Consider the following 19,897-nt stretch of genomic DNA (forward strand, 5'->3'; position numbering starts at 1 on the left):
TCTCGGGTGGGCAGGGTGGTGATCATGGCAGCCGGGCGGGTGCCTCAGGTGCCGGGGTGCAGGTGGCAGGCCACAGCTTGGCGCACGGCGATACCGCGCAGCGTGGGCGCTTCCTCGCGGCAGCGGGCCTGGGCCTGCGGGCAGCGCGGGTGGAAGTGGCAGCCCGAGGGCGGCGCCAGCGGGCTGGGGATTTCGCCTTGCAGGGCCGAAAAGCGCGTGCGGCGCTGGCCGATGCGCGGGATCTCGGCCAGCAGCGCCTGGGTGTAGGGGTGGGCAGGGTGGGCGAACAGCGCCTCGGCCGGCGCGCTCTCCACCACGCGGCCCAGGTACATCACCACCACGCGGTCGCACAGGTGGTGGATCACGCCCAGGTCGTGGCTGATGAACAGGTAGGCCAGGCCCAACTGGTCGCGCAAGTCCATGAACAGGTTGAGGATTTGCGCCTGGATGGACACATCCAGCGCCGCCACGGCCTCGTCACACACCAGCATGGACGGCTGCACCGCCAGCGCCCGCGCAATGCCGATGCGCTGGCGCTGCCCGCCGCTGAACTGGTGCGGGTAGCGCTGGCGCAGGGCCGGGTCCAGGCCGGCGCGTTGCAACTGGGCGCAGACGTAGTCGTCCTGGCCCGCGGCGTCGGTCAAGCCGTGCAGCAGAGGCGCTTCGCCCACGATGCGGGCCACGCGCAGGCGTGGATTCAGGCTGGCATTGGGGTCTTGGAACACCATCTGAACGCGCAGGCGGGCGGCCAGGCGCTCGGCGGGGGGCAGGGCCTCCAGTGGCTGGCCCAGCACCTGCACGCTGCCGCCGGTGGGGGTCAACAGGCCCGCCGCGATGCGGCCCAGGGTGGACTTGCCACAGCCGGATTCTCCGACCACGCCCACCACCTCGCCGGCTTGCACGCTCAGGTCCACGCCGTCCACCGCGCGGGTGATCGGGGCCGGGGCGGCCTGTCCTAGGCGCTGGATCTGGCGGCCCAGCCAGCCGCGCGGGGCGGTCAGGCCATAGTGTTGTTGCACGCCGCGCAGTTCGACCAGGGGGGCCGAGGCGTTCAGCGGCGCTGTGGGTTGCAGGACGGCGCTCATGTGGGGGCTCCAGTGGGGACAGGGCCCGGGTGGTGGCAACGCACCTGGTGCTCAGGGGCGTCGGGCCGCGGGTGGCTGATGTCCGGGCGGGCCGCGCAGGCGGCGCTGGCGCGTTCGCAGCGCGGTGCAAAAGCGCAGCCGCTGGGCATGTTCAGCAGGCTGGGGGCCATGCCGCCAATCTGGCGCAGGCGTGTGCCGCGCTGGTTGGCGCTGGGCAGGCTGCCAATCAGGCCCTGGGTGTAGGGGTGCTGGGGGTGGTCCAGCACCTCGTCCACCGTGCCGTGCTCGACGATGCGGCCGGCATACATCACGGCGATCTGGTCGGCCAGGCCCGCCACCACCGACAGGTCGTGGCTGATCCAGATCAGCGAGGTGCCGCGCTCGCGCACCAGGGCCTGCACCTCAGACAGGATTTGGGCCTGCAAGGTCACGTCCAGCGCGGTGGTGGGCTCGTCGGCAATGATCAGGTCGGGCCCATGCAGCAGCGCAATGGCAATGGCCACGCGCTGGCGCATGCCGCCGGACAGTTGGTGCGGGTAGGCGCGCAGGCGCTCGTCCGGGCTGGGGATGCCCATGCTGGCCAGGGTGTCGCGGGCCAATTGGCGGGCTTCCTCGGTGCTGGCGGGGCGGTGGGCTTGGACGGCCTCGATCATCTGCGCGTCGATGCGCAACACCGGGTTCAGCGTGGCCATGGGGTCTTGGAAGATCATGGCCAGGCGATTGCCTTGCAGGGCGCGTCGCTCGCGCGGGCTCAACTGGCGCAGGTCGCGGCCTTGGAACAGCAGCTCGCCGCTTTCCACCCGGCCCGGTGGGTCAACCAGGCCCATGATGGAGAAGCCGGTCACCGACTTGCCCGAGCCCGATTCGCCGACCAGGCCCAACACCTGGCCTCGGCGCAGGGTGAAGCTCAGGCCGTCCACCACCGGCAGCACGCCCTCGCGGGTGTGGAAGCGGGTGTGCAGGTCGCGCACCTCCAGGGTGATGTCGGTGGCGCTCATCGGGTCAGCCTCGGGTTCAGCACATCGCGCAGTTGGTCGCCCACCAGGTTGATGGCGACGATGGTGGCCAGCAGGGCCAGGCCTGGGAAGACGCTGATCCAGTACTCGTTGGACAGCAGGTACTGGTAGCCATTGGCGATCAGCAGGCCCAGCGAGGGCTCGGTGATGGGCACGCCCAGGCCCAGGAAGGACAGCGTGGCCTCCAGCGTGATGGCGCGTGCCACCTGCAAGGCCCCGATCACCAGCAACGGCGGCAGGCAGTTGGGCAGGATGTGGCCCAGCACGATGCGTGCCTTCGACAAGCCCAGGCCGCGCGCGGCCTCGACGTATTCGCGCCGGGTTTCGACCAGGGCCTGACCGCGCGCCGTGCGGGCGTAGTAGGCCCACTCCAGCAGCACCAGGGTCAGCATCACATTGCCCACGCCCTTGCCCAGGTAGGCCAGGATCATCAGCGCCATCAGGATGCTGGGGAAGGACAGCAACAGGTCGACCAGGCGCATCAGCAGCGCATCGATGCGGCCCCCGGCATAGGCGGCCAGCAACCCCAGCAGGGTGCCCACCACGGCGGCCACGGCGGCCGAGCCCACGCCCACCAGCAAGCTGATGCGCAGGCCGTAGACGATGGCGGAGTACAGGTCTCGCCCTTGGCCGTCGGTGCCCAGCCAGTAGGTGTACTGGCCGCTGCCCTGGGCGCTGCCAGGCGGCAGGCGGGCGTCCAGCACGTCGAGCTGCATCAGGTCATAGGGGTTTTGCGGCGTGATCCAGGGCGCGGCCAGGGCCAGCAGCAGCACAGCCAGCAACACCAGCAGGCCGCCCAGGGCCACGCGTGAGCGCACAAACTCAGCGCCCAGACGCCACCACAGGGGGCGGTCCTCCAGCGCGCGCGCAGGGGCTGACGGCTTGTTCGGTGTCGGGGATGGGTTGGCGGCACTCATGCGGCGCCCTCCAGCCGCACGCGCGGGTCCAGCCATTTGTAGAGCACATCCACCACCAGGTTCAGGGTCACAAAAATCAGCACCACCACCATCAGGTAGGCCACCACCACGGGGCGGTCCAAGGCGTTGATGCTGTCCAGGATCAGCTTGCCGGCGCCGGGCCAGGCAAAAATGCTTTCGGTCACCACCGCGTAGGCGATGGTGGCGCCCAGCTCCAGGCCCAGCACGGTGACCAGGGGGATCAGGGTGTTGCGCAGCACATGCACGAACAGCACACGCGCTGGCGACAAGCCCTTGGCGCGGGCGAACTTCACGAAGTCCTGGGGTATCACCTCGCGCACGCCGGCCCGCGTCAGGCGCAGCACCAGCGAGATCTTGAACAGCGCCAGGTTGAAGGCGGGCAGCAACAGGTGTTGCCAGCCGTCCAGGGTCAACCAGGACCAGGCCACGCCGCCCACGCTGACGGTGGCGCCGCGCCCGCTGGCGGGCAACCAGCCCAGTTGCACGCTGAACAGCATGATCAGCATCAGTGCGACCCAAAAGGCCGGCAGCGAAAAGCCCAGGATCGACCCGGCCATCAGCGCCTTCGACAACGGGTGTTCAGGCCACATGCCTGCCACCAGGCCCAGGGGCACGCCCAGCAGCACGGCCATGAGCAGGGCCACGACGGCCAGTTCGACCGTGGCGGGCAGGCGCTGCAGGATCAGGTGGATGGCCTCCTCCTGGTACACAAAGCTGCGTCCCAGTTGGCCGTGCACCGCCCCATCCAGGAAGGCCAGGTACTGGCGCCACAGCGGTTGGTCCAGGCCCAGGCGGGCGATGGCCTCCAGGCGCTCCTGCTGGTTGAGGTCGTCACCAATCAGGATGTCGATGGGGTTGCCAATGGCGTGCAGGCCGACGAAGACGATCACCGTCATCAGCAGCACCACGCCTGCGGCCTGGGCCACGCGGCGCAAGAACCAGAGCGTCATGCCGCGACCTGTGCCGAGACGGGTGCCAGTGCCGGGGCGCCGGGCTCTTGGTAAGCGGGGAAGGTGGCCGGGGTCCATTCCTGGCCGTCCAGCTCGGGGTCGGCAAAGCGTTTCATGGCCTCAAAGTGATGCGCGGCGTCTTCGCTCAGCAATTGGGCGGCCAAACCGCGTGCCAGGCGCTGGGCGCCGTCACTGATTTGCGGGATGTCGCCCGCGCCGGCGCCTTGCGACAGGGCCGCGGCGTAACAGAAGCAATGCACCCGTTCCAGGCCAGGCAGGCTGCCAGGCGTCTTGGGTTGGAACTCAAACAGCGGGCCCAGGTCGGGCGACTGGTCGAGCTCGGCGTCCTCCAGCCCGGCGGGCGGCTGGTAGCGGTCGCTCCATTGGCGCACGTGGGGGGCCAGGGCGGCGAATTCGGGGCGCTGTGCCCAGTTGGTCCGGAAGCCCGTGCTGAACAGGACGATGTCCGCCGCCAACGGGCCTTTTCCCGTGTTCAGGCGCAGTGCGCCATCGGCCCGGACTTCCGCGCCATGCACGGGTGTGCCCAGGTGAAAGTGGGCGTTGGCGTGGCGCGACACGCGCAGCGTGCTGCCGTGCGGCGGTGGCACCTGTTGCACATTGATGTAGTGACGGAAGCGCCACTTCCACTCATCGGGCAGGCTGGGGTAGCCGTGGATCATGCCGGGGTGGCCTGCACCCTTGCCCTTGTTGATGCGCGGCAGGTCGGCGCGGCGGATCAGCAAGTCCACGCGCTGAGCGCCATGCTCCAGCGCGGTGGCGGCCGCATCCATGGCCGACGAACCGCCACCGACCACGGCCACGCGCAGGCCACGCAGGCTGTCGCCGTCCCAGACGTCCGAGGAATGGTGCCAACGCTCACGCGGGAGCTGGTGCGCCCAGTCGGGCACCCAGGCGCCGCCCAGGCCGTCCCGGCCGGTGGCCAGCACCACATGGCGGGCACGCACGCTGAGGGGCTGGGCTGAGGCGCCGGCCTCGTTGAGCAGCTCCAGTCGCACCGTGCCGTCGGCCTGGGGCAGCACCGCTTGGACCCGGTGCTGGTTGAGCACGTCCAGGTCCAGGGCCTGGCGGTACCAGCGCAAGTAGTCGGCCCACTGCAGGCGGGGGATCTTGTCCAGCGCGTTCCAGGCGTCCAGGCCGAACTGGGCCTCGAACCAGGCCCGGAAGGTCAGGGTGGCCAGGCCCAGGGCGGGGCCGGTCAGTTCTTTGGGTGAGCGCAGGGTTTCCATGCGCGCGGTGGTGGCCCAGGGGCCCTCATAGCCGGCGGGGGCCTGGTCATAGATGCGGTTGCGCACGCCCAGGTGGCGCAGCGAGGCCGACAGGGCCAGGCCGGCCATGCCGCCGCCGATGATGGCGACGTCAAGCACCTCGGGGTCGGCGTGTTGGGGGACCCAGGCTTTGGCCGGCAGGCAAAGCCATTGCAAGTCCTGCTTCAAGCGGGCTTCCAGGGCGGGCAGGCCGATGGGGGTGGAGGCGGTGCTCATGGTCTGAACCTTTGTCAAAGAGAAGTCGGGGGTGGCTCGCTGGCCAGGCCGTGCGCGGCGTCGAGCAAATGGGTGTGGGCCGAAGGCGGGTGCTCTTCAAAGCCCGGCAGGCTGCGCGCATGCGCCAGCAGGGCCTGGGCCAGGGTCTGCACCCGCTGCTCCAGGGCAGGGTTGCGCGGGCGTGCCTGCAGGGTGATGACGCCAAAAAAGAAGGGCACGTCGGTGTCCAGCGGGCGGGTCACCAGGTCTTGGGACTGCAGGCCCAGCGGGGTCAGCGGCTCCAGCACGGCCAGGCCCAGGCCGGCACGCACCAGGGCCTGGGCATTGACCGAGGAGTTGGTCTGGATGAGCGATTCGGGTCGGCCTGGGGGCAGGGCGCTTTCCAGGCGGTGGCGCAGTCGGTAGGGGTTGCTCATGGTGATCAACCGGCGCTCGGCCAGGGCGCTCACGGGCAGGACGGACAGGCTGGCCAAGGGGTCATCGGCCCGCAGCACGGCCACGCAGGGCAGTTGGCCGATCCAGTGCACCTGCAGGCCCCGGTGTTCCAGGGGCAGGCTGCTCAGGCCCAGGTCGGCGGCACCGCTCAGCACGGCTTGCACCACCTGTTCCGGGGAGCTGCTGCGCAATTGCAGCGGGCCATGGCCCAGGGTTGACTCCAGGGCGGCGAGGGCGGGGGGCAACAAGCCCAGGGCCAGGGCCGAGGTGGCCACCAGCTCGAGGCTGGGCACGCTGGGTTGCGAGATCTGACGCGCCCGCTCGCCCACCTGGCGCAGGCTGGCCAGGGCGCGTTCCACGTCGTCGCGCAGACCAAAGCCGTGCTCGGTCGGGGTCACGCGCGGGCCGTGCCGCTGGAACAGGGGGTGACCAATTTCGGCCTCCAGCTCCTGGATGAGGCGGGTGACCGCTGGCTGGGATCGGTCCAGCAAACGCGCCGCGCCCGTGATGCTGCCGCTGGACATGACGGCAGAGAAGGCTTCGAGGTGGCGGGTTTCCATGTTGAATAATTTACATTGCGCATTAAGCAAGGTCAATCATTCATTATTTATATGCTTATGAGGAAAGGGTTGACCCAGGCGGGGCCTTGCTCCCTGTTGCCAGGGGTCCACAAAGAGGCGGTGAAAGCTCAGGGACGCCATCCCAAGGAAACGAAATGAAACATGCGCGACAAGGCGCTCCGGGGCGCCCAGGGACTGCATGCCTTGGGGCTACGCACACTTACAAGGCGTCGCGAGAGGGCTCCGGTGAGCGCAGATAAACACCCATCTCATTTTTTGGACACACCATGCGCCTCCATCTCCTTGCCCAAGTCCTTTCCCTGACCGCGCTTGCCCTGGCCACCGGTGCCCACGCCCAAAGCGGCAACGCCACGCCCGCACAGATCCGGTACCAGCAGGACCTGCAGATTTGCGATGGCGAACCCACCGCGGACGGCCGCATGCGCTGCAAGCGCGATGCCCAGGCTGAATACAACAAGGCTTTGGGGCTGGCCGCCAGCCCGCCAGCGGTGACGCCCGTGGCCGCCGCCCCGGTTTGCGGTGACTGCGGCCGGGTCATTGCCGTCCACGAAGTCGAGCGCGAGGGCCATGCCGGCGCGCTGGGCACCATTGCCGGCGGCGTGCTGGGCGCGGCGCTCGGGCACCAAGTCGGCGGCGGCTTTGGCAAAAGCCTGGCCACGGCAGCGGGCGCGGCCGGCGGTGTGTACGCCGGCCGCGCCTTGGAAGAGCGTGCCAACCGGGCGGTGGTCTGGGTCGTGAGCGTGCGCTTTCCCGATGGCAGCACGCAGGATTTCGACTTCCCCAACAACCCGGGCTTCCGGGCCGGGAACACCGTCAGAAGAATGGAAAACTCCATCGCCCTGCCATGAGCCAGGAAGCTGCGGCGGGCCAAGCGGCGCTGGCTTGTCCCCCCCTGGGCCCAGCCCCATGCACCAGGCTGGGGCCCGTCACCCGCTGATCCGTGCGCCCTCAGGGGGCGGGGGCGCGTTGGAGCGCGCCGTGCTCAGGTAACATCGTGCCCCGCGGATCGTCCGGACCGCAGCACCGGTGCCTGAGGGCCTGGTGCCTCCAAGCTGACAGGGGCTCTTTGTCCCGCTGCAGCCCGAACAGGGTTTGACGTGCGTCTCAATTCAATCAAGTTATCAGGGTTCAAATCGTTCGCCGAGCCGACCAACTTCCTGCTGCCGGGGCAGCTGGTGGGGGTGGTGGGCCCCAATGGTTGCGGCAAATCCAACATCATGGATGCGGTGCGCTGGGTGCTGGGCGAAAGCAAGGCCAGCGAGCTGCGCGGTGAATCCATGCAGGACGTGATCTTCAACGGCACGACCACGCGCAAACCCGCCAGCCGCTCCAGTGTGGAGCTGGTGTTTGACAATGCCGACCACCGCGCCGGCGGGCAGTGGAACCAGTACGAAGAAATTGCCGTCAAGCGCGTGCTGACCCGTGACGGCACCAGCAGCTACTTCATCAACAACCAGCCGGTGCGCCGCAAGGACGTGCAAGACGTGTTCCTGGGCACCGGCCTGGGGCCACGCGCCTACGCCATCATTGGTCAGGGCACGATCAGCCGCATCATCGAATCCAAGCCTGAAGAGTTGCGTCTCTTCCTGGAAGAGGCGGCAGGGGTGTCCAAGTACAAGGAGCGCCGCCGGGAGACCGAGAACCGCCTGTCCGACACCCGCGAGAACCTGACCCGGGTTGAAGACATCCTGCGTGAACTCAACGCCAACCTCGACAAGCTCGAAAAGCAGGCCGAGGTGGCGCGCAAGTACAACGCCTTGCAAGGCGAGGTCACGCTCAAGCAGCACCAGCTGTGGTTCCTGAAGCGCCGCGAAAGCGAGGGCGACCAGGCCAAGGTCAAGGCCGACGCCGACAAGGCCCTGAACGACCTCGAGTCCCGCGTGGCCGACCTGCGCCACATCGAGGCCGACCTGGAAACCATCCGCCAGGCCCATTACGCCGCCGGCGATCAGGTCAACCAGGCCCAGGGCCAGCTGTATGAAGCCAGCACCGAGGTGGGCAAGCTGGAAGCCGAGATCCGCTTTGTGATCGAAGGTCGCCAGCGCGTGCAGCAGCGCCTGGTCACGCTCAAAGAACAAATGGCCCAGTGGGGCTTGCGCCGCGAAGACGCAGAAGCCCAGCTCGAAACCCTGGCCGAGGCCGACGTGGATGCCGAAGAGCGCGCCGAACTGCTGGCCGCCCAGGTCGAAGAGCAGGCCATGCGCTTGCCCGAGCTCGAAGACGCGCTGCGCCTGAGCCAGCAGCGCGCCAACGAGCAGCGCGCCAGCGTCGCCCAGGTGCAGCAACAAATCCAGGTGCTGGCCGCCGAGCAGCGCAGCCTGGATGAGCAGTCGCGCGGCCTGAACCAGCGCCGCGACAAGCTCAGCACCGACCGCAGCGCCCTGGCCGCGCCCGATGAAGCCCGCCTGAACAGCCTGCGCAGCCAGCTCGAAGAGGCCCAGGAAGTGGCCGAGGTGGCCGATGCCCGCCTGCATGAGCTGCAAGACAGCGTGCCCCAGCTGGACGACGACCGCCGCCAGCGCCAACAGGCCGTGAACGCTGAAGGCGCGCGCCAGGCCGAACTGTCGGCCCGCCTGGATGCCCTCAAAGCCTTGCAAGAGAAGGTCAAGACGGACGGCAAGCTGCAGCCCTGGCTGGCCCGCCATGGGCTGGAGGGGCTGGCCGGCTTGTGGAGCCGCCTGCACATCGAAGCCGGTTGGGAAAACGCCCTGGAGGCCGCGCTGCGCGAGCGCCTTGGGGCCCTGGAGGTGTCGCGCCTGGAGATGGTGCGGGGCTTTCTGGGTCACAGCGCGGCCGACGCGCCGCCGGCCCGGCTGGCCTTCTTCAGCCCCCCCTCGGCGCCCCGGCCTGAGGCTTCTGGCGGCCTGCCGCGACTGGTGGACCTGCTGCGCGTGCACGACGCCAGCTTGCGCGCCTTGCTGGCCGACTGGCTGCATGGCTGCCTGACCGCCGGCAGCCTGGAAGAAGCCCTGGCTCAGCGTGCCAGCCTGGAACCCGGCCAGGTGATTTACGTGGCCGGTGGCCACGCGGTGTCGGCCCATGGCGTGACCTTTTACGCGCCGGACTCCGAGCAATCTGGCTTGCTGGCCCGCGCCCAGGAAATTGAAAACCTGGACAAACAACTGCGTGCCCAGGCCTTGATCGCCGAAGACTCGCGCAGCGCCCTGGTGCGCGCCGAAGCGGCGTATGCCGAGGCCTCGCAGCGCCTGGTCGCCGCCCGCCGTGAGGCCACCGAAGCCCAGGGCCGCCGCCATGAGCTCGAGGTCGAGACCCTGCGCCTGTCCCAGTTGGCCGAGCAAACCCGCAGCCGTAGCGAACAAATCCTGTCCGACCTGGCCGAAGTGGACCTGGGGCTGGAAGACATCCAAGAGCGCCGCATCACCGCCGAGGCCCGCTTCGAAGAGCTGGACATGCAGCTGGCCGACACGCAGGAACGCCACGCCCAGCTGGATGAACGCGTGATCGAGGCCGAGCGCAAGCTGGCCGAGAGCCGCGAGCAGCAGCGCAGCCTGGAGCGCCAGGCCCAGGAAGCCACCTTTGCGCGGCGCTCCCTCGAAGCCCGGCGCGGCGAGTTGTCGCGCACCATCGACACGGCGCGCCAACAAGGCGAGGCCTTGGTCGACGAAGAGCAGCGCGCCCAAGCCGAGCTGGGGCGCCTGTCCGATGCTGCCGCCCAAGGGGGCTTGCAAGACGCGCTGGAGCGCAAGATGGAGCGCGAGAAAAACCTCGCCGCCCGCCGCAGCGAATACGACGGCCTGACCGCCCAGTTGCGCGCCACCGACGAGCGTCGCTTGCAGGTGGAGCGCGAACTCGAGCCGCTGCGCCAACGCATCACCGAATTCCAGCTCAAGGAGCAGGCCGCACGCCTGGGCTTTGAGCAGTACGCCAGCTTGCTCGCCGACGCTGGGGCCGACCTGGAGGCGGTGGCGGCGTCGATCGAGCAAGGCCAGGTGCGCCTGACCGGGCTGCAGTCGGAAATCGACCGCTTGAACCGGGAGATTGCCGCCCTGGGCGCGGTCAACCTGGCCGCGCTGGACGAACTGACCGCCGCGCGCGAACGCAAGACCTTCCTGGACGCCCAGTCGGCCGACCTGGTCGAGGCCATGACCACGCTGGAGGACGCGATCCGCAAGATCGACGGCGAAACCCGCGAACTGCTGTCGGGCACCTTCAATGCCGTCAACGAGCACTTCGGGCGCATGTTCCCCGAGCTGTTTGGCGGTGGTACCGCCAAGCTCATCATCACCGGCGACGAAATCCTTGATTCCGGCGTGCAGGTGCTGGCCCAGCCGCCTGGCAAGAAGAACCAAACCATCCACCTGCTGTCGGGCGGCGAGAAGGCACTCACCGCAATCGCGCTGGTGTTTGCCATCTTCCAGCTCAACCCGGCGCCGTTTTGCTTGCTGGACGAGGTGGACGCGCCGCTGGACGACGCCAACACCGAGCGCTACGCCAAGCTGGTGTCGAGCATGAGCCAAGGGACGCAGTTCCTGTTCATCAGCCACAACAAGATCGCCATGGAAATGGCCGAGCAACTGATCGGCGTCACCATGCAGGAGCAGGGCGTGTCGCGCATCGTGGCGGTCGACATGGAATCTGCCCTGTCCATGGCCCAAGCCTGAACCCACAAGACCCAAGCCTCTGGAACAAAGAACGCCCCATGAGTACCTTGCAAATCAGCCTGGCCATTGCCGGCGGCGCCGTTTTGGCTGCCGTGGTGGCCTACAACACCTGGACCTCGCGCAAGAACGAGCCGCGCAAGCCCGAGCCCGAACCCGAGGCCTCGGAAGCCGCCCCTGACACGAGCAGCACTGGCCGTGTCGAGCCCGGCCTGGAAGACGGCTTTGCCGACACCCAACCCGGCCACGGCGCCGCCAGCCTGGGCCTGCCTGCACTGGAGCGCAAGCCAGGCCTGGATTCGCTGATCGACGTGATCGCCCCCCTGACCCTGGAAGGCCTGGTTTCGGGCGACGCGGCCCTGGCTGCCTTGCCCCACACCCGCCGAGCTGGCAGCAAGCCCTTTGCCATCGAAGGGCTGAACGAGGCCAGCCAACATTGGGAAACGCCCGTGCCAGGCCAGCGTTACACCGCCTTCCAGGCCGGCGTGCAGCTGGCCAACCGCACCGGGGCGCTCAACGAGATCGAGTTTTCTGAGTTCGTCATGAAGACCCAGGCGTTTGCCGACGCGGTGAACGCGGCGCCTGAGTTCCCGGACATGCTGCACGAGGTGGCGCGTGGCCGCGAGCTGGACCAGTTTGCCAGTGACCACGACGCCCAGCTGTCCTTCAGCCTGCGTGCCCGCCATGCGGCCTGGAGCCCGGGCTATGTGCAGCAAAACGCGGCCCGCCAAGGTTTTGTGCCTGGGGCCATCCCGGGGCGCATGGTGCTGCCGGCCTCGGCCGCTGGCCTGCCGCCGCTGCTGGGCCTGAGCTACGACGCCCAGGCCGCCATGGCCGAGGACCCCGAGCAGTCCGCCCTGCGCGAGATCGCCCTGCACCTGGACGTGCCCCAGGTGCTGCGCGCCGAACACCCCTTCACCCGCCTGCGTGAGGTGGCCCAGGCCCTGGCCGAATCCATGGACGGTGCTGTCACCGACCAAAACGGCAACCTGATCCCCGAGCAAGCCATGGACACCATCGGTACCGACCTGGAGCAGCTGTACGACGCGCTCGACAGCCGCGACCTGGCCGCCGGCTCGCCCCAGGCGCGCCGCCTTTTCAGCTGAGTTCGACATGACGTCACCCGACCTGCAAGGGGCCGCCGCTGCGGCCCCTTTTTCCTCCCCGGCCAGCCCGCAAGACCAGGCCCGCGCCCGTGAGTTGGGCGCGCAACTGCGCCACCACGCCCACCAGTACTACGTGCTGGACCAACCCCAGATCCCGGACGCCGAGTACGACCGCCTGTTCCAGGCCTTGCAAGCCCTGGAGGCAGCGCACCCCGAGCTGCTGATGCCCGACTCGCCCACGCAGCGCGTGGGCGGGCGGGTGTTGGACCAGTTCAACAGCGTGCGCCATGCCGTGCCCATGCTCAGCATCCGCACCGAGACCGACACCGAAGCCAGCGGCGCCGAGGCCTTTGACGCCCGCATCCGGCGCGAGCTGGGCCTGGGCGAGGGGGCCGCACCCGTCGAGTACGTGGCCGAACTCAAGTTCGACGGCCTGGCCATGAACCTGCGCTACGAAGACCGGGTGCTGGTGCAGGCCGCCACGCGCGGCGATGGCGAGCTAGGCGAAGACGTCACGCACAACATCCGCACCATTGGCCAGATCCCGCTGCGCCTGCCCGACGGTGCGCCGCCCGTGCTCGAGGTGCGCGGCGAGGTCTACATGCGCCGCCCCGACTTTGAGCGCCTCAACGAAGCCCAGCGTGCGCGTGGCGACAAACTGTTTGTCAACCCGCGCAACGCCGCCGCCGGTGCGGTGCGGCAACTCGACTCCAACATTGCAGCCCAGCGCCCCTTGAGCTTTTTCGCCTACGGCCTGGGCGAGGTCACGCCGCCTGAACAAGGCGGGCCGGCCTGGCAGACGCATTTCGAGGTGCTGCAGGCCTTGAAGGGCTGGGGTTTCCCGGTCGAATCGCTGGACCAGACCGCGCTGGGCGCCGCGGAATTGGTGGCCTTTCACCAGAAAATTGGGGCCCTGCGCGACCAACTGGCCTACGACATCGATGGCGTGGTCTACAAGGTCAACAGCCTGGCCCTGCAACGCCGGCTGGGCTTTGTCACCCGCGAGCCGCGCTGGGCCGTGGCGCACAAGTACCCGGCGCAAGAGCAGCTGACCACGGTGCTGGGCATTGACGTGCAGGTGGGCCGCACCGGGGCTGTGACCCCGGTGGCGCGCCTGGAGCCGGTGTTTGTGGGGGGCGTGGTGGTGTCCAACGTGACGCTGCACAACCAGGACGAAATCGCCCGCCTGGGCCTGCTGGTGGGCGACACGGTGATCGTGCGTCGAGCCGGTGACGTGATTCCGCAGGTGGTGGCCGTGGTGCCGGAGCGCCGTCCGGCCGAGCTGGACCTGGCGGCCGAGGCCTTGCCAGCGCCCTACCTCCGCTTTGTCATGCCGACCCATTGCCCTGTGTGTGGGTCGCATGTGATGCGCGACGAGGGCGAGGTGGTGGCGCGCTGCACCGGGGGCCTGTTCTGCAAGGCCCAGCGCAAGGAGTCGATCCGCCACTTTGCCAGCCGGCGCGCGATGGACATCGAGGGCCTGGGCGAGCGCCACATCGACAACCTGGTCGAGTACGACCAGCTGCACAGCGTGGCCGACCTGTACCAGCTGACCCTGCAGCAGTTCTTGGACGTGAAGCGCCGCGTGGACGAGCGAGACGGCGTGGCCGCCGAGCTGCAAGGCCGCGAGGAGATCCCCACCAAGTGGGCGCAGAACATCCTGGACGGCATTGCCGCCAGCAAGCAGCGCCCGCTGGGGCGCTTCCTGTTTGCGTTGGGCATGCGCCATGTGGGCGAGTCCACCGGCAAGACCCTGGCCGACTGGCTGGGCCGCCTGGACTGGGTGCGCCGCGCGCCGCTGCCCCTGCTGCGGGTGTTGCCCGACGTGGGCGATGTGGTGGCCACTTCGATCTACGAGTTCTTGCAGGAAGACCACAACCGCAAGGTCATCGACACCCTGGTGGCCGAAGGCGTGGTGCCCCCCGACACCGGCCGGCCCCAGGCCGCGCTGGCCGACAAGCTGAGCCTGCCCAGCCTGCTGGGGGCCCTGAAAGTGCCCAAGCTGACGCCGCTGCGCGCCGAACAGTTGGCGCCGCACCTGGGGGCCCTGGCCGACCTGCTGGACGTGCAAGCCCCGTGGCAGCGCAGCGCCGACTTGCCTGCCGAGGTGCTGAAGTCGCTGCAAGCCTTTGTGGCCGAGCCCGGCCAGGCGGACGTGCTGCGCGCGCTGGACCAAATCCGCGCCGAGCTGCTGGCGGCTTTGCCGGCGGCGCCCAGCGGCCCCCGGTCATCGCTGGCTGGCAAGACCGTGGTGCTGACCGGTACCTTGCCCACGCTGGGCCGCGACCAGGCCAAAGACCTGCTGGAGGCCGCCGGCGCCAAGGTCACGGGGTCGGTCAGCAAGAAGACGGACTATGTCGTGGCCGGGGCCGAGGCGGGCAGCAAGCTCGACAAGGCCTTGAGCCTGGGCGTGACCGTCTTGGACGAAGCGGGCATGTTGGCGCTGTTGGCCGCGCTGGAGGCGGGCGGCGACACCGCGCCCAGCCCAAGCGCTGCGCCGACTGAAAGTCCCTCCGTTGCCGCCCCCTCGACACCAACCACCACCTCAGAGGCGCCCTTCCAAAGCGCGCTGTTCCCCCCGACTGGAGACGACTGACCATGGCCATCCGCGAGATTCTCAAAATGGGTGACCCGCGCCTCCTGCGGGTGGCCCAGCCCGTGACCGACTTTGACAGCGACGCCTTGCACCTGCTGGTGCGTGACCTGTTCGAGACCATGGCCGCCGTCAACGGCGCAGGCTTGGCCGCGCCGCAAATTGGGGTGGACCTGCAGCTGGTGATCTTTGGCACCAACGCCCCCAACCCGCGCTACCCCGACGCGCCCCTGGTGCCGCAAACGGTGCTGTGCAACCCCGTGCTCACGCCCCTGGGCGATGAAGAAGAGGAAGACTGGGAGGGTTGTCTGTCCGTCCCCGGCCTGCGCGGCGTGGTGCCGCGCTACAAACGCCTGCATTACCGGGGCTTCGACCCCTACGGCGATCCGATCGAGCGCACGGTGGAGGGCTTTCACGCCCGCGTCGTGCAGCACGAATGCGATCACCTGATCGGCAAGCTCTACCCGATGCGGGTGCGGGACTTCAGCCGCTTTGGCTTCACCGAGGTGCTGTTTCCGGGCTTGGACCCGAAGCAGGATGATTGAGGGCGCGTTGGCCATGCCATTCGAATGGAAACACTCGACCGATGGGGTCGATTGGGAAGAACTGTCTGCCCTGTACCGGGCGGCCCCATTGGGCGACAAGTCGCCTCAGCACCTGCAAACAGTCTTCTCCAACAGCCTGTTCAAGTGTTTCGTCTACGAGCACTCGAAGCTGGTCGCGGCGGGGCGCGCGCTGGCAGATGGTGCGGACTGCGCCTACCTTTGCGACATCGCGGTGCTGCCCAGTCATCAAGGCACAGGCCTGGGCCAGCAGCTGGTCCAAGCGCTGGTGGACCTGTCATCCGGCCACAAGAAAATCATCTTGTATGCGGTGCCTGGCAAAGAGCCCTTCTACAAAAAGTTCGGCTTCATGCGGATGAAGACGGCCATGGCCATTTTTGAGCACCCACAGCAGCAGGTGGCGCGGGGCTACCTCGGCGAAGACCAGCCTTAGCAGGGGCCCTGGCCACCGTCAGGCGCCCCGCTCCAAGCAGGGGCTGCCTCTCGGTTCATTGAACCTGCACCACCTCAAACTGCTGCGGGCTTGGGCCCAGCTGCATTGACACCTCATCGCCCTCGCATTTCCCAATCAGGGCCCGGGCCAAAGGCGCTTCGGTGCTGATCACCTGCACCAGTTGGGCACCGCTGAGCAGCTTCATGCTGCCCCCACCTGGGCCCAGAAAGAGCCGTTGTGGCCGGTCTTGCGCATCGACCAGGCATACCAGTGCGCCCAGTTGGATGCCTTTGTCGGCGTCGTAGGGGCGGGGGCGGAATTGGCGCCAAGTGGCCAAAGCCTGCCGGATGGCTTCGGCGCGCCGCGCCTGGCCGGTGGCCAGGTAGGCGGCTTCCAGCCCCAGGGTGTCGTATTTGTTTTCGGCGATGTTCTCTTCGTGGGTCGCCGTTTCATGGGCGGCCTGCACGGCTTCTTCGGCTTGCAGCAGGTCCTCGGCCAGGCGTTCCAGCACCTGCTGCTGCAGCCACGATTTATCCATGGTGAACAGGATGCTGCTCGACGATGCAAGGAGACGCCAGGGGCATCACACCGTTCCCAGCGCCTGCAGCAGCTCGGTTTCGATCTCGATCTGCTTGCGGTTTTGCTGCAGCTCGGGGCCTTGGATCAGGAAGGTGTCTTCCACCCGCTCGCCCAAGGTGCTGACCTTGGCCAGTTGCAGGCTGATTTGGTGGCGGGCCAGCACGCGGGCCACGAGGTACAAGAGGCCCAGGCGGTCGCTGGCCGAAATGCTGAGCAGCCAGCGCTGGGCTTTTTCGTCCGGGCGCAGGTCGACCCGGGGCGTGATTGGGAAGCTCTTCACCCGGCGCGACACCCGGCCTCGGCTGGGCGGGGGCAGGGGACCGGCCTCGACGATGGTGCGGGTCAGGTCGCACTGAACCAGGCTGGTCAGCTCGCGGTAGTGCTCGGGCAGCATTTGCGTGACGACTTGGAAGGTGTCCAGCGCGTAGCCGTTCGAGGCGGTGTGGATCTTGGCATCCAAAATGCTGAAGCCGGCCTGGTCAAAGTAGCCGCAGATGCGGGCAAACAGATCAGGCTGGTCGGGCGTGTAGACCAGCACCTGCATGCCTTCGCCCACGGGCGACTGGCGCGCGCGCACCAGGGTCTCGGCCGAGCCCACATGGCGCGACAGCTGCCGGGTGTGCCAGGCGATGTCGCTGGCGTCGTGGCGCATGAAGTAGCTGACGTCCAAGGTGTCCCACAGGCCTTTTTGCGCCTCGTAGGGCAGGGCGTACAAGGCCAACTGCACCAGGGCCTCGCGCTTGCGGGCCTCGATTTCGGCGCTGGGGTCGGGCGCGCGGCCACCCAGCACGCGCAGGGTGTAGCGGTACAGGTCTTCCAGCAGCTTGCCCTTCCAGGCGTTCCAGACTTTGGGGCTGGTGCCCCGGATGTCGGCCACGGTCAGCAGGTAGAGCGCGGTGAGCTGGCGTTCATTGCCCACACGCTTCGCAAAATGGCCGATGACTTCAGGGTCGCTCAGGTCTTCCTTTTGCGCGATGCGGCTCATGGTCAGGTGTTCACCGACCAGGAAGGCGATCAGGTCGGCGTCTTCCTGCGCGATCTCGTGGTCACGGCAAAAGCGCTGCACCTCGGCCATGCCCAGTTCAGAGTGGTCGCCGCCTCGGCCTTTGGCGATGTCGTGGAACAGGGCGGCGGTGTACAGAATCCAGGGCTTGTCCCAGCCAGCGGCCAATTGCGAGCAAAACGGGTACTCGTGCGCGTGCTCGGCCATGAAGAAGCGGCGCACATTGCGCAGCACCATCAGGATGTGCTGGTCCACCGTGTAGACGTGGAACAGGTCGTGCTGCATCTGGCCCACGATGCGGCGGAACACCCACAGGTAGCGGCCCAGCACCGAGGTCTGGTTCATCAGCCGCATGGCGTGGGTGATGCCCTCGGGCTGCTGCAGGATCTGGCGGAAGGTCTCGCGGTTGACCGGGTCGCGGCGGAAGGCGCCGTCCATCACATGGCGGGCGTTGTACAGCGCGCGCAAGGTGCGCGCCGACAGCCCTTTGAGCCCCACCGTGGTCTGGTAAAGCAAAAAGGTTTCCAGGATGGCGTGGGGTTCGCGCTGGTACAGGTCGTCGCTGGCGACCTCGATCAGGCCCCCCTTGTCGAAGAAGCGCTCATTGACCCGGCTCAGCGGCTGACCTGCGGGGTGCAGGCGCTCTTCGATGTTGAGCATCAGAATCTGATGCAACTGGGTCACGGCCTTGGCCGCCCAGTAGTAGCGCCGCATCAAGGCCTCGCTGGCGCGCACGGCCAGGCGGGTGCCGTCAGGCGCGTGGGTGCGGTAGCCAAAGGTCTCGGCCACGGCGGTCTGCAGGTCAAACACCAGGCGGTCTTCGCGTCGCTTGGCCACCAGGTGCAAGCGGGCACGAATCAGGCTCAGCAAGGCCTCATTGGTTTTGATTTGGCGCACCTCGAACTCGGTGGCCAGGCCATTGGCCGCCAATTCGTCCCAGGACTGGCCGTAGCCCGCCGCCTTGGCCACCCACAGCAGGGTCTGCAGGTCGCGCAGGCCACCGGGCGATTCCTTGCAGTTGGGTTCCAGCGAATAGGGCGTGTTCTCAAACTTGTTGTGGCGTTGGCGCAGCTCCAGCGACTTGGCCACGAAAAACGCCGCCGGGTCCAGGTGCTGGCGGTAGCGCTTACCGAAGTCGGCAAACAGCTCGGCCGAACCCACCAGCAGGCGCGCCTCCAGCAGCGAGGTCTGCACGGTCACGTCCTTGGCCGATTCAGCCACGCATTCGCTGATGGTGCGCACGCTGGAGCCGATTTCCAGGCCCACGTCCCAGCAGTCGCCAATGAAGGACTCGAGTTGCTGTTTGAGTTCGCTGTTCTGGTCGGGCACCACGCCGTCGGGCAGCAGCACCAGCACGTCCACATCCGAGTGCGGAAACAGCTCGCCACGCCCATAGCCGCCCACGGCCAACAGGGCAAAGTGCGCCGGAAAGCCGGCGCGCGCCCAAAGCTCGGCCAGCACCTGGTCCACTTGCTGGGCGAACTTGACCAGCACGCCGTGGATGCCACGCGTGGAGGCGCTGGTGGTTTGCAGTTGCTGCAGCAGCGCCGCTTTTTGTTCGCGGTACTGCTCGCGCAGGGCCTGGGTTTCGGTCATAAGAACGGTGGCAAGCTGAGGCCGAACGCGCGGCAGTGCTGGGAAAGGGCAGAGATTGAGCGAGGGCTCAGGTCTTGGTCGCGCTGATGAAGGCGGGCAGCGGTGGGCTGCCAGCCGACAGGGTCAGAACGTCGTAGCCAGTCTCGGTGACCAGGATGGTGTGTTCCCACTGGGCCGACAGGCTGCGGTCCTTGGTGACGATGGTCCAGCCGTCGTTGCCAAACTCTTTGACCTCGCGCTTGCCCGCGTTGATCATGGGCTCGATGGTGAAGGTCATGCCGGGCTTGAGCTCTTCCAGCGTGCCGGGGCGGCCGTAGTGCAGGACTTGCGGCTCTTCGTGGAAGCGCTGGCCGATGCCATGGCCGCAAAACTCACGCACCACCGAGAAGCCATGGCCTTCGGCAAATTTCTGGATCGCGTGGCCGATGTCGCCCAGGCGGGCGCCGGGCTTGACCTGCTGGATGCCCAGCCACATGGCGTCAAAGGTCAGGGCGCTCAGGCGCTTGGCCGCGATCGAGGCGTCCGGCATCACGTACATGCGGCTGTTGTCACCAAACCAGCCATCCGGCGTGATCACGGTGACATCGATGTTCATGATGTCGGTCTTTTTGAGGGGCTTGTCGTTGGGAATGCCGTGGCAGACGACATGGTTCAACGAGGTGCACAGCGAAGCCGGGTAGGGCGGGTAGCCCGGGGGCTGGTAGCCAATGGTGGCCGACTTGGTGCCTTGGACATTGACCATGTACTCATGGGCCAGGCGGTCGATTTCCAGGGTCGTCACGCCGGGCTTCACGAAGGGGGTCAAGTAATCCAGCACTTCCGAAGCCAGTCGGCAGGCGACGCGCATGCCTTCGATCTCTTCGGCGGTTTTGTAGGTGATGCTCATCCCGCGATTATC

15 protein-coding genes are annotated in these 19,897 nt (G+C 67.8%); 6 read left to right on the forward strand and 9 right to left on the reverse strand.

What is annotated here, in order from left to right:
• Positions 1-44: 44 nt before the first annotated feature.
• From PSQ39_RS11085 to PSQ39_RS11110, 6 genes are read right to left on the reverse strand one after another with little or no spacing between them, the layout of a single operon-like run.
• Positions 45-1,085 (reverse strand): ABC transporter ATP-binding protein, encoded by a 1,041-nt coding sequence (locus PSQ39_RS11085; RefSeq protein ID WP_273926825.1) that lies wholly within the window; start codon positions 1,083-1,085, stop codon positions 45-47.
• Positions 1,082-2,083 carry an ABC transporter ATP-binding protein gene (locus PSQ39_RS11090; protein ID WP_273926826.1) on the reverse strand — a complete coding sequence of 334 codons (1,002 nt, stop codon included), beginning with the start codon at positions 2,081-2,083 and terminating at the stop codon, positions 1,082-1,084. The genes PSQ39_RS11085 and PSQ39_RS11090 overlap by 4 nt, the downstream gene beginning before the upstream one ends.
• A complete protein-coding gene (locus PSQ39_RS11095; RefSeq protein ID WP_273926827.1) occupies positions 2,080-3,018 on the reverse strand; it encodes an ABC transporter permease in 939 nt (312 codons plus the stop codon). Before PSQ39_RS11095 ends, PSQ39_RS11090 begins: the two co-directional genes overlap by 4 nt.
• The gene (locus tag PSQ39_RS11100) at positions 3,015-3,989 is read right to left on the reverse strand and encodes an ABC transporter permease (RefSeq protein WP_273926828.1); all 975 of its coding nucleotides are present in this window, start codon (positions 3,987-3,989) and stop codon (positions 3,015-3,017) included. Before PSQ39_RS11100 ends, PSQ39_RS11095 begins: the two co-directional genes overlap by 4 nt.
• A complete protein-coding gene (locus tag PSQ39_RS11105) occupies positions 3,986-5,491 on the reverse strand; it encodes an FAD-dependent oxidoreductase (RefSeq protein WP_273926829.1) in 1,506 nt (501 codons plus the stop codon). Before PSQ39_RS11105 ends, PSQ39_RS11100 begins: the two co-directional genes overlap by 4 nt.
• Before the next feature lie 14 nt (positions 5,492-5,505).
• Entirely contained in the window at positions 5,506-6,486 is a 981-nt protein-coding gene (locus PSQ39_RS11110; protein ID WP_273926830.1) for a LysR family transcriptional regulator, read from the reverse strand.
• Positions 6,487-6,773: 287 nt separating this feature from the next.
• Between PSQ39_RS11110 and PSQ39_RS11115 the strand changes: the two genes are divergently transcribed.
• From PSQ39_RS11115 to PSQ39_RS11140, 6 genes are all read left to right on the forward strand, one after another.
• Positions 6,774-7,355: a glycine zipper 2TM domain-containing protein gene (locus tag PSQ39_RS11115; protein WP_273926831.1), complete on the forward strand. Its 582-nt coding sequence runs from the start codon at positions 6,774-6,776 to the stop codon at positions 7,353-7,355.
• 249 nt (positions 7,356-7,604) lie between these two features.
• On the forward strand, positions 7,605-11,129 hold the full coding sequence (gene smc / locus PSQ39_RS11120; protein ID WP_273926832.1) for a chromosome segregation protein SMC: 3,525 nt from the start codon (positions 7,605-7,607) through the stop codon (positions 11,127-11,129).
• A 38-nt stretch (positions 11,130-11,167) separates the two neighbouring features.
• Entirely contained in the window at positions 11,168-12,232 is a 1,065-nt protein-coding gene (locus PSQ39_RS11125) for a cell division protein ZipA C-terminal FtsZ-binding domain-containing protein (RefSeq protein WP_273926833.1), read from the forward strand.
• Positions 12,233-12,239: 7 nt separating this feature from the next.
• Positions 12,240-14,828 (forward strand): NAD-dependent DNA ligase LigA, encoded by a 2,589-nt coding sequence (ligA, locus tag PSQ39_RS11130; protein WP_273926834.1) that lies wholly within the window; start codon positions 12,240-12,242, stop codon positions 14,826-14,828.
• A 2-nt stretch (positions 14,829-14,830) separates the two neighbouring features.
• A complete protein-coding gene (def, locus tag PSQ39_RS11135) occupies positions 14,831-15,370 on the forward strand; it encodes a peptide deformylase (protein ID WP_273926835.1) in 540 nt (179 codons plus the stop codon).
• A gap of 13 nt (positions 15,371-15,383) precedes the next feature.
• Positions 15,384-15,821, forward strand: coding sequence for a GNAT family N-acetyltransferase (locus PSQ39_RS11140; protein ID WP_273926836.1), 438 nt, complete (start codon positions 15,384-15,386; stop codon positions 15,819-15,821).
• Positions 15,822-15,876: 55 nt separating this feature from the next.
• Here the strand turns inward: PSQ39_RS11140 and PSQ39_RS11145 are convergent, their stop codons facing one another.
• The 3 genes from PSQ39_RS11145 to map all read right to left on the reverse strand — a co-directional run bounded on the left by PSQ39_RS11145 (position 15,877) and on the right by map (position 19,885).
• The gene (locus PSQ39_RS11145; protein WP_273926837.1) at positions 15,877-16,359 is read right to left on the reverse strand and encodes a GreA/GreB family elongation factor; all 483 of its coding nucleotides are present in this window, start codon (positions 16,357-16,359) and stop codon (positions 15,877-15,879) included.
• A gap of 45 nt (positions 16,360-16,404) precedes the next feature.
• Positions 16,405-18,999 carry a [protein-PII] uridylyltransferase gene (locus tag PSQ39_RS11150; RefSeq protein ID WP_273926838.1) on the reverse strand — a complete coding sequence of 865 codons (2,595 nt, stop codon included), beginning with the start codon at positions 18,997-18,999 and terminating at the stop codon, positions 16,405-16,407.
• Between the two features lie 67 nt (positions 19,000-19,066).
• Entirely contained in the window at positions 19,067-19,885 is an 819-nt protein-coding gene (gene map / locus PSQ39_RS11155; protein WP_273926839.1) for a type I methionyl aminopeptidase, read from the reverse strand.
• Between the last annotated feature and the right edge of the window lie 12 nt (positions 19,886-19,897).

The sequence above is a fragment of the Curvibacter microcysteis genome, from assembly GCF_028649455.1.
In the GTDB taxonomy this organism is placed as follows: domain Bacteria; phylum Pseudomonadota; class Gammaproteobacteria; order Burkholderiales; family Burkholderiaceae_C; genus Curvibacter; species Curvibacter microcysteis.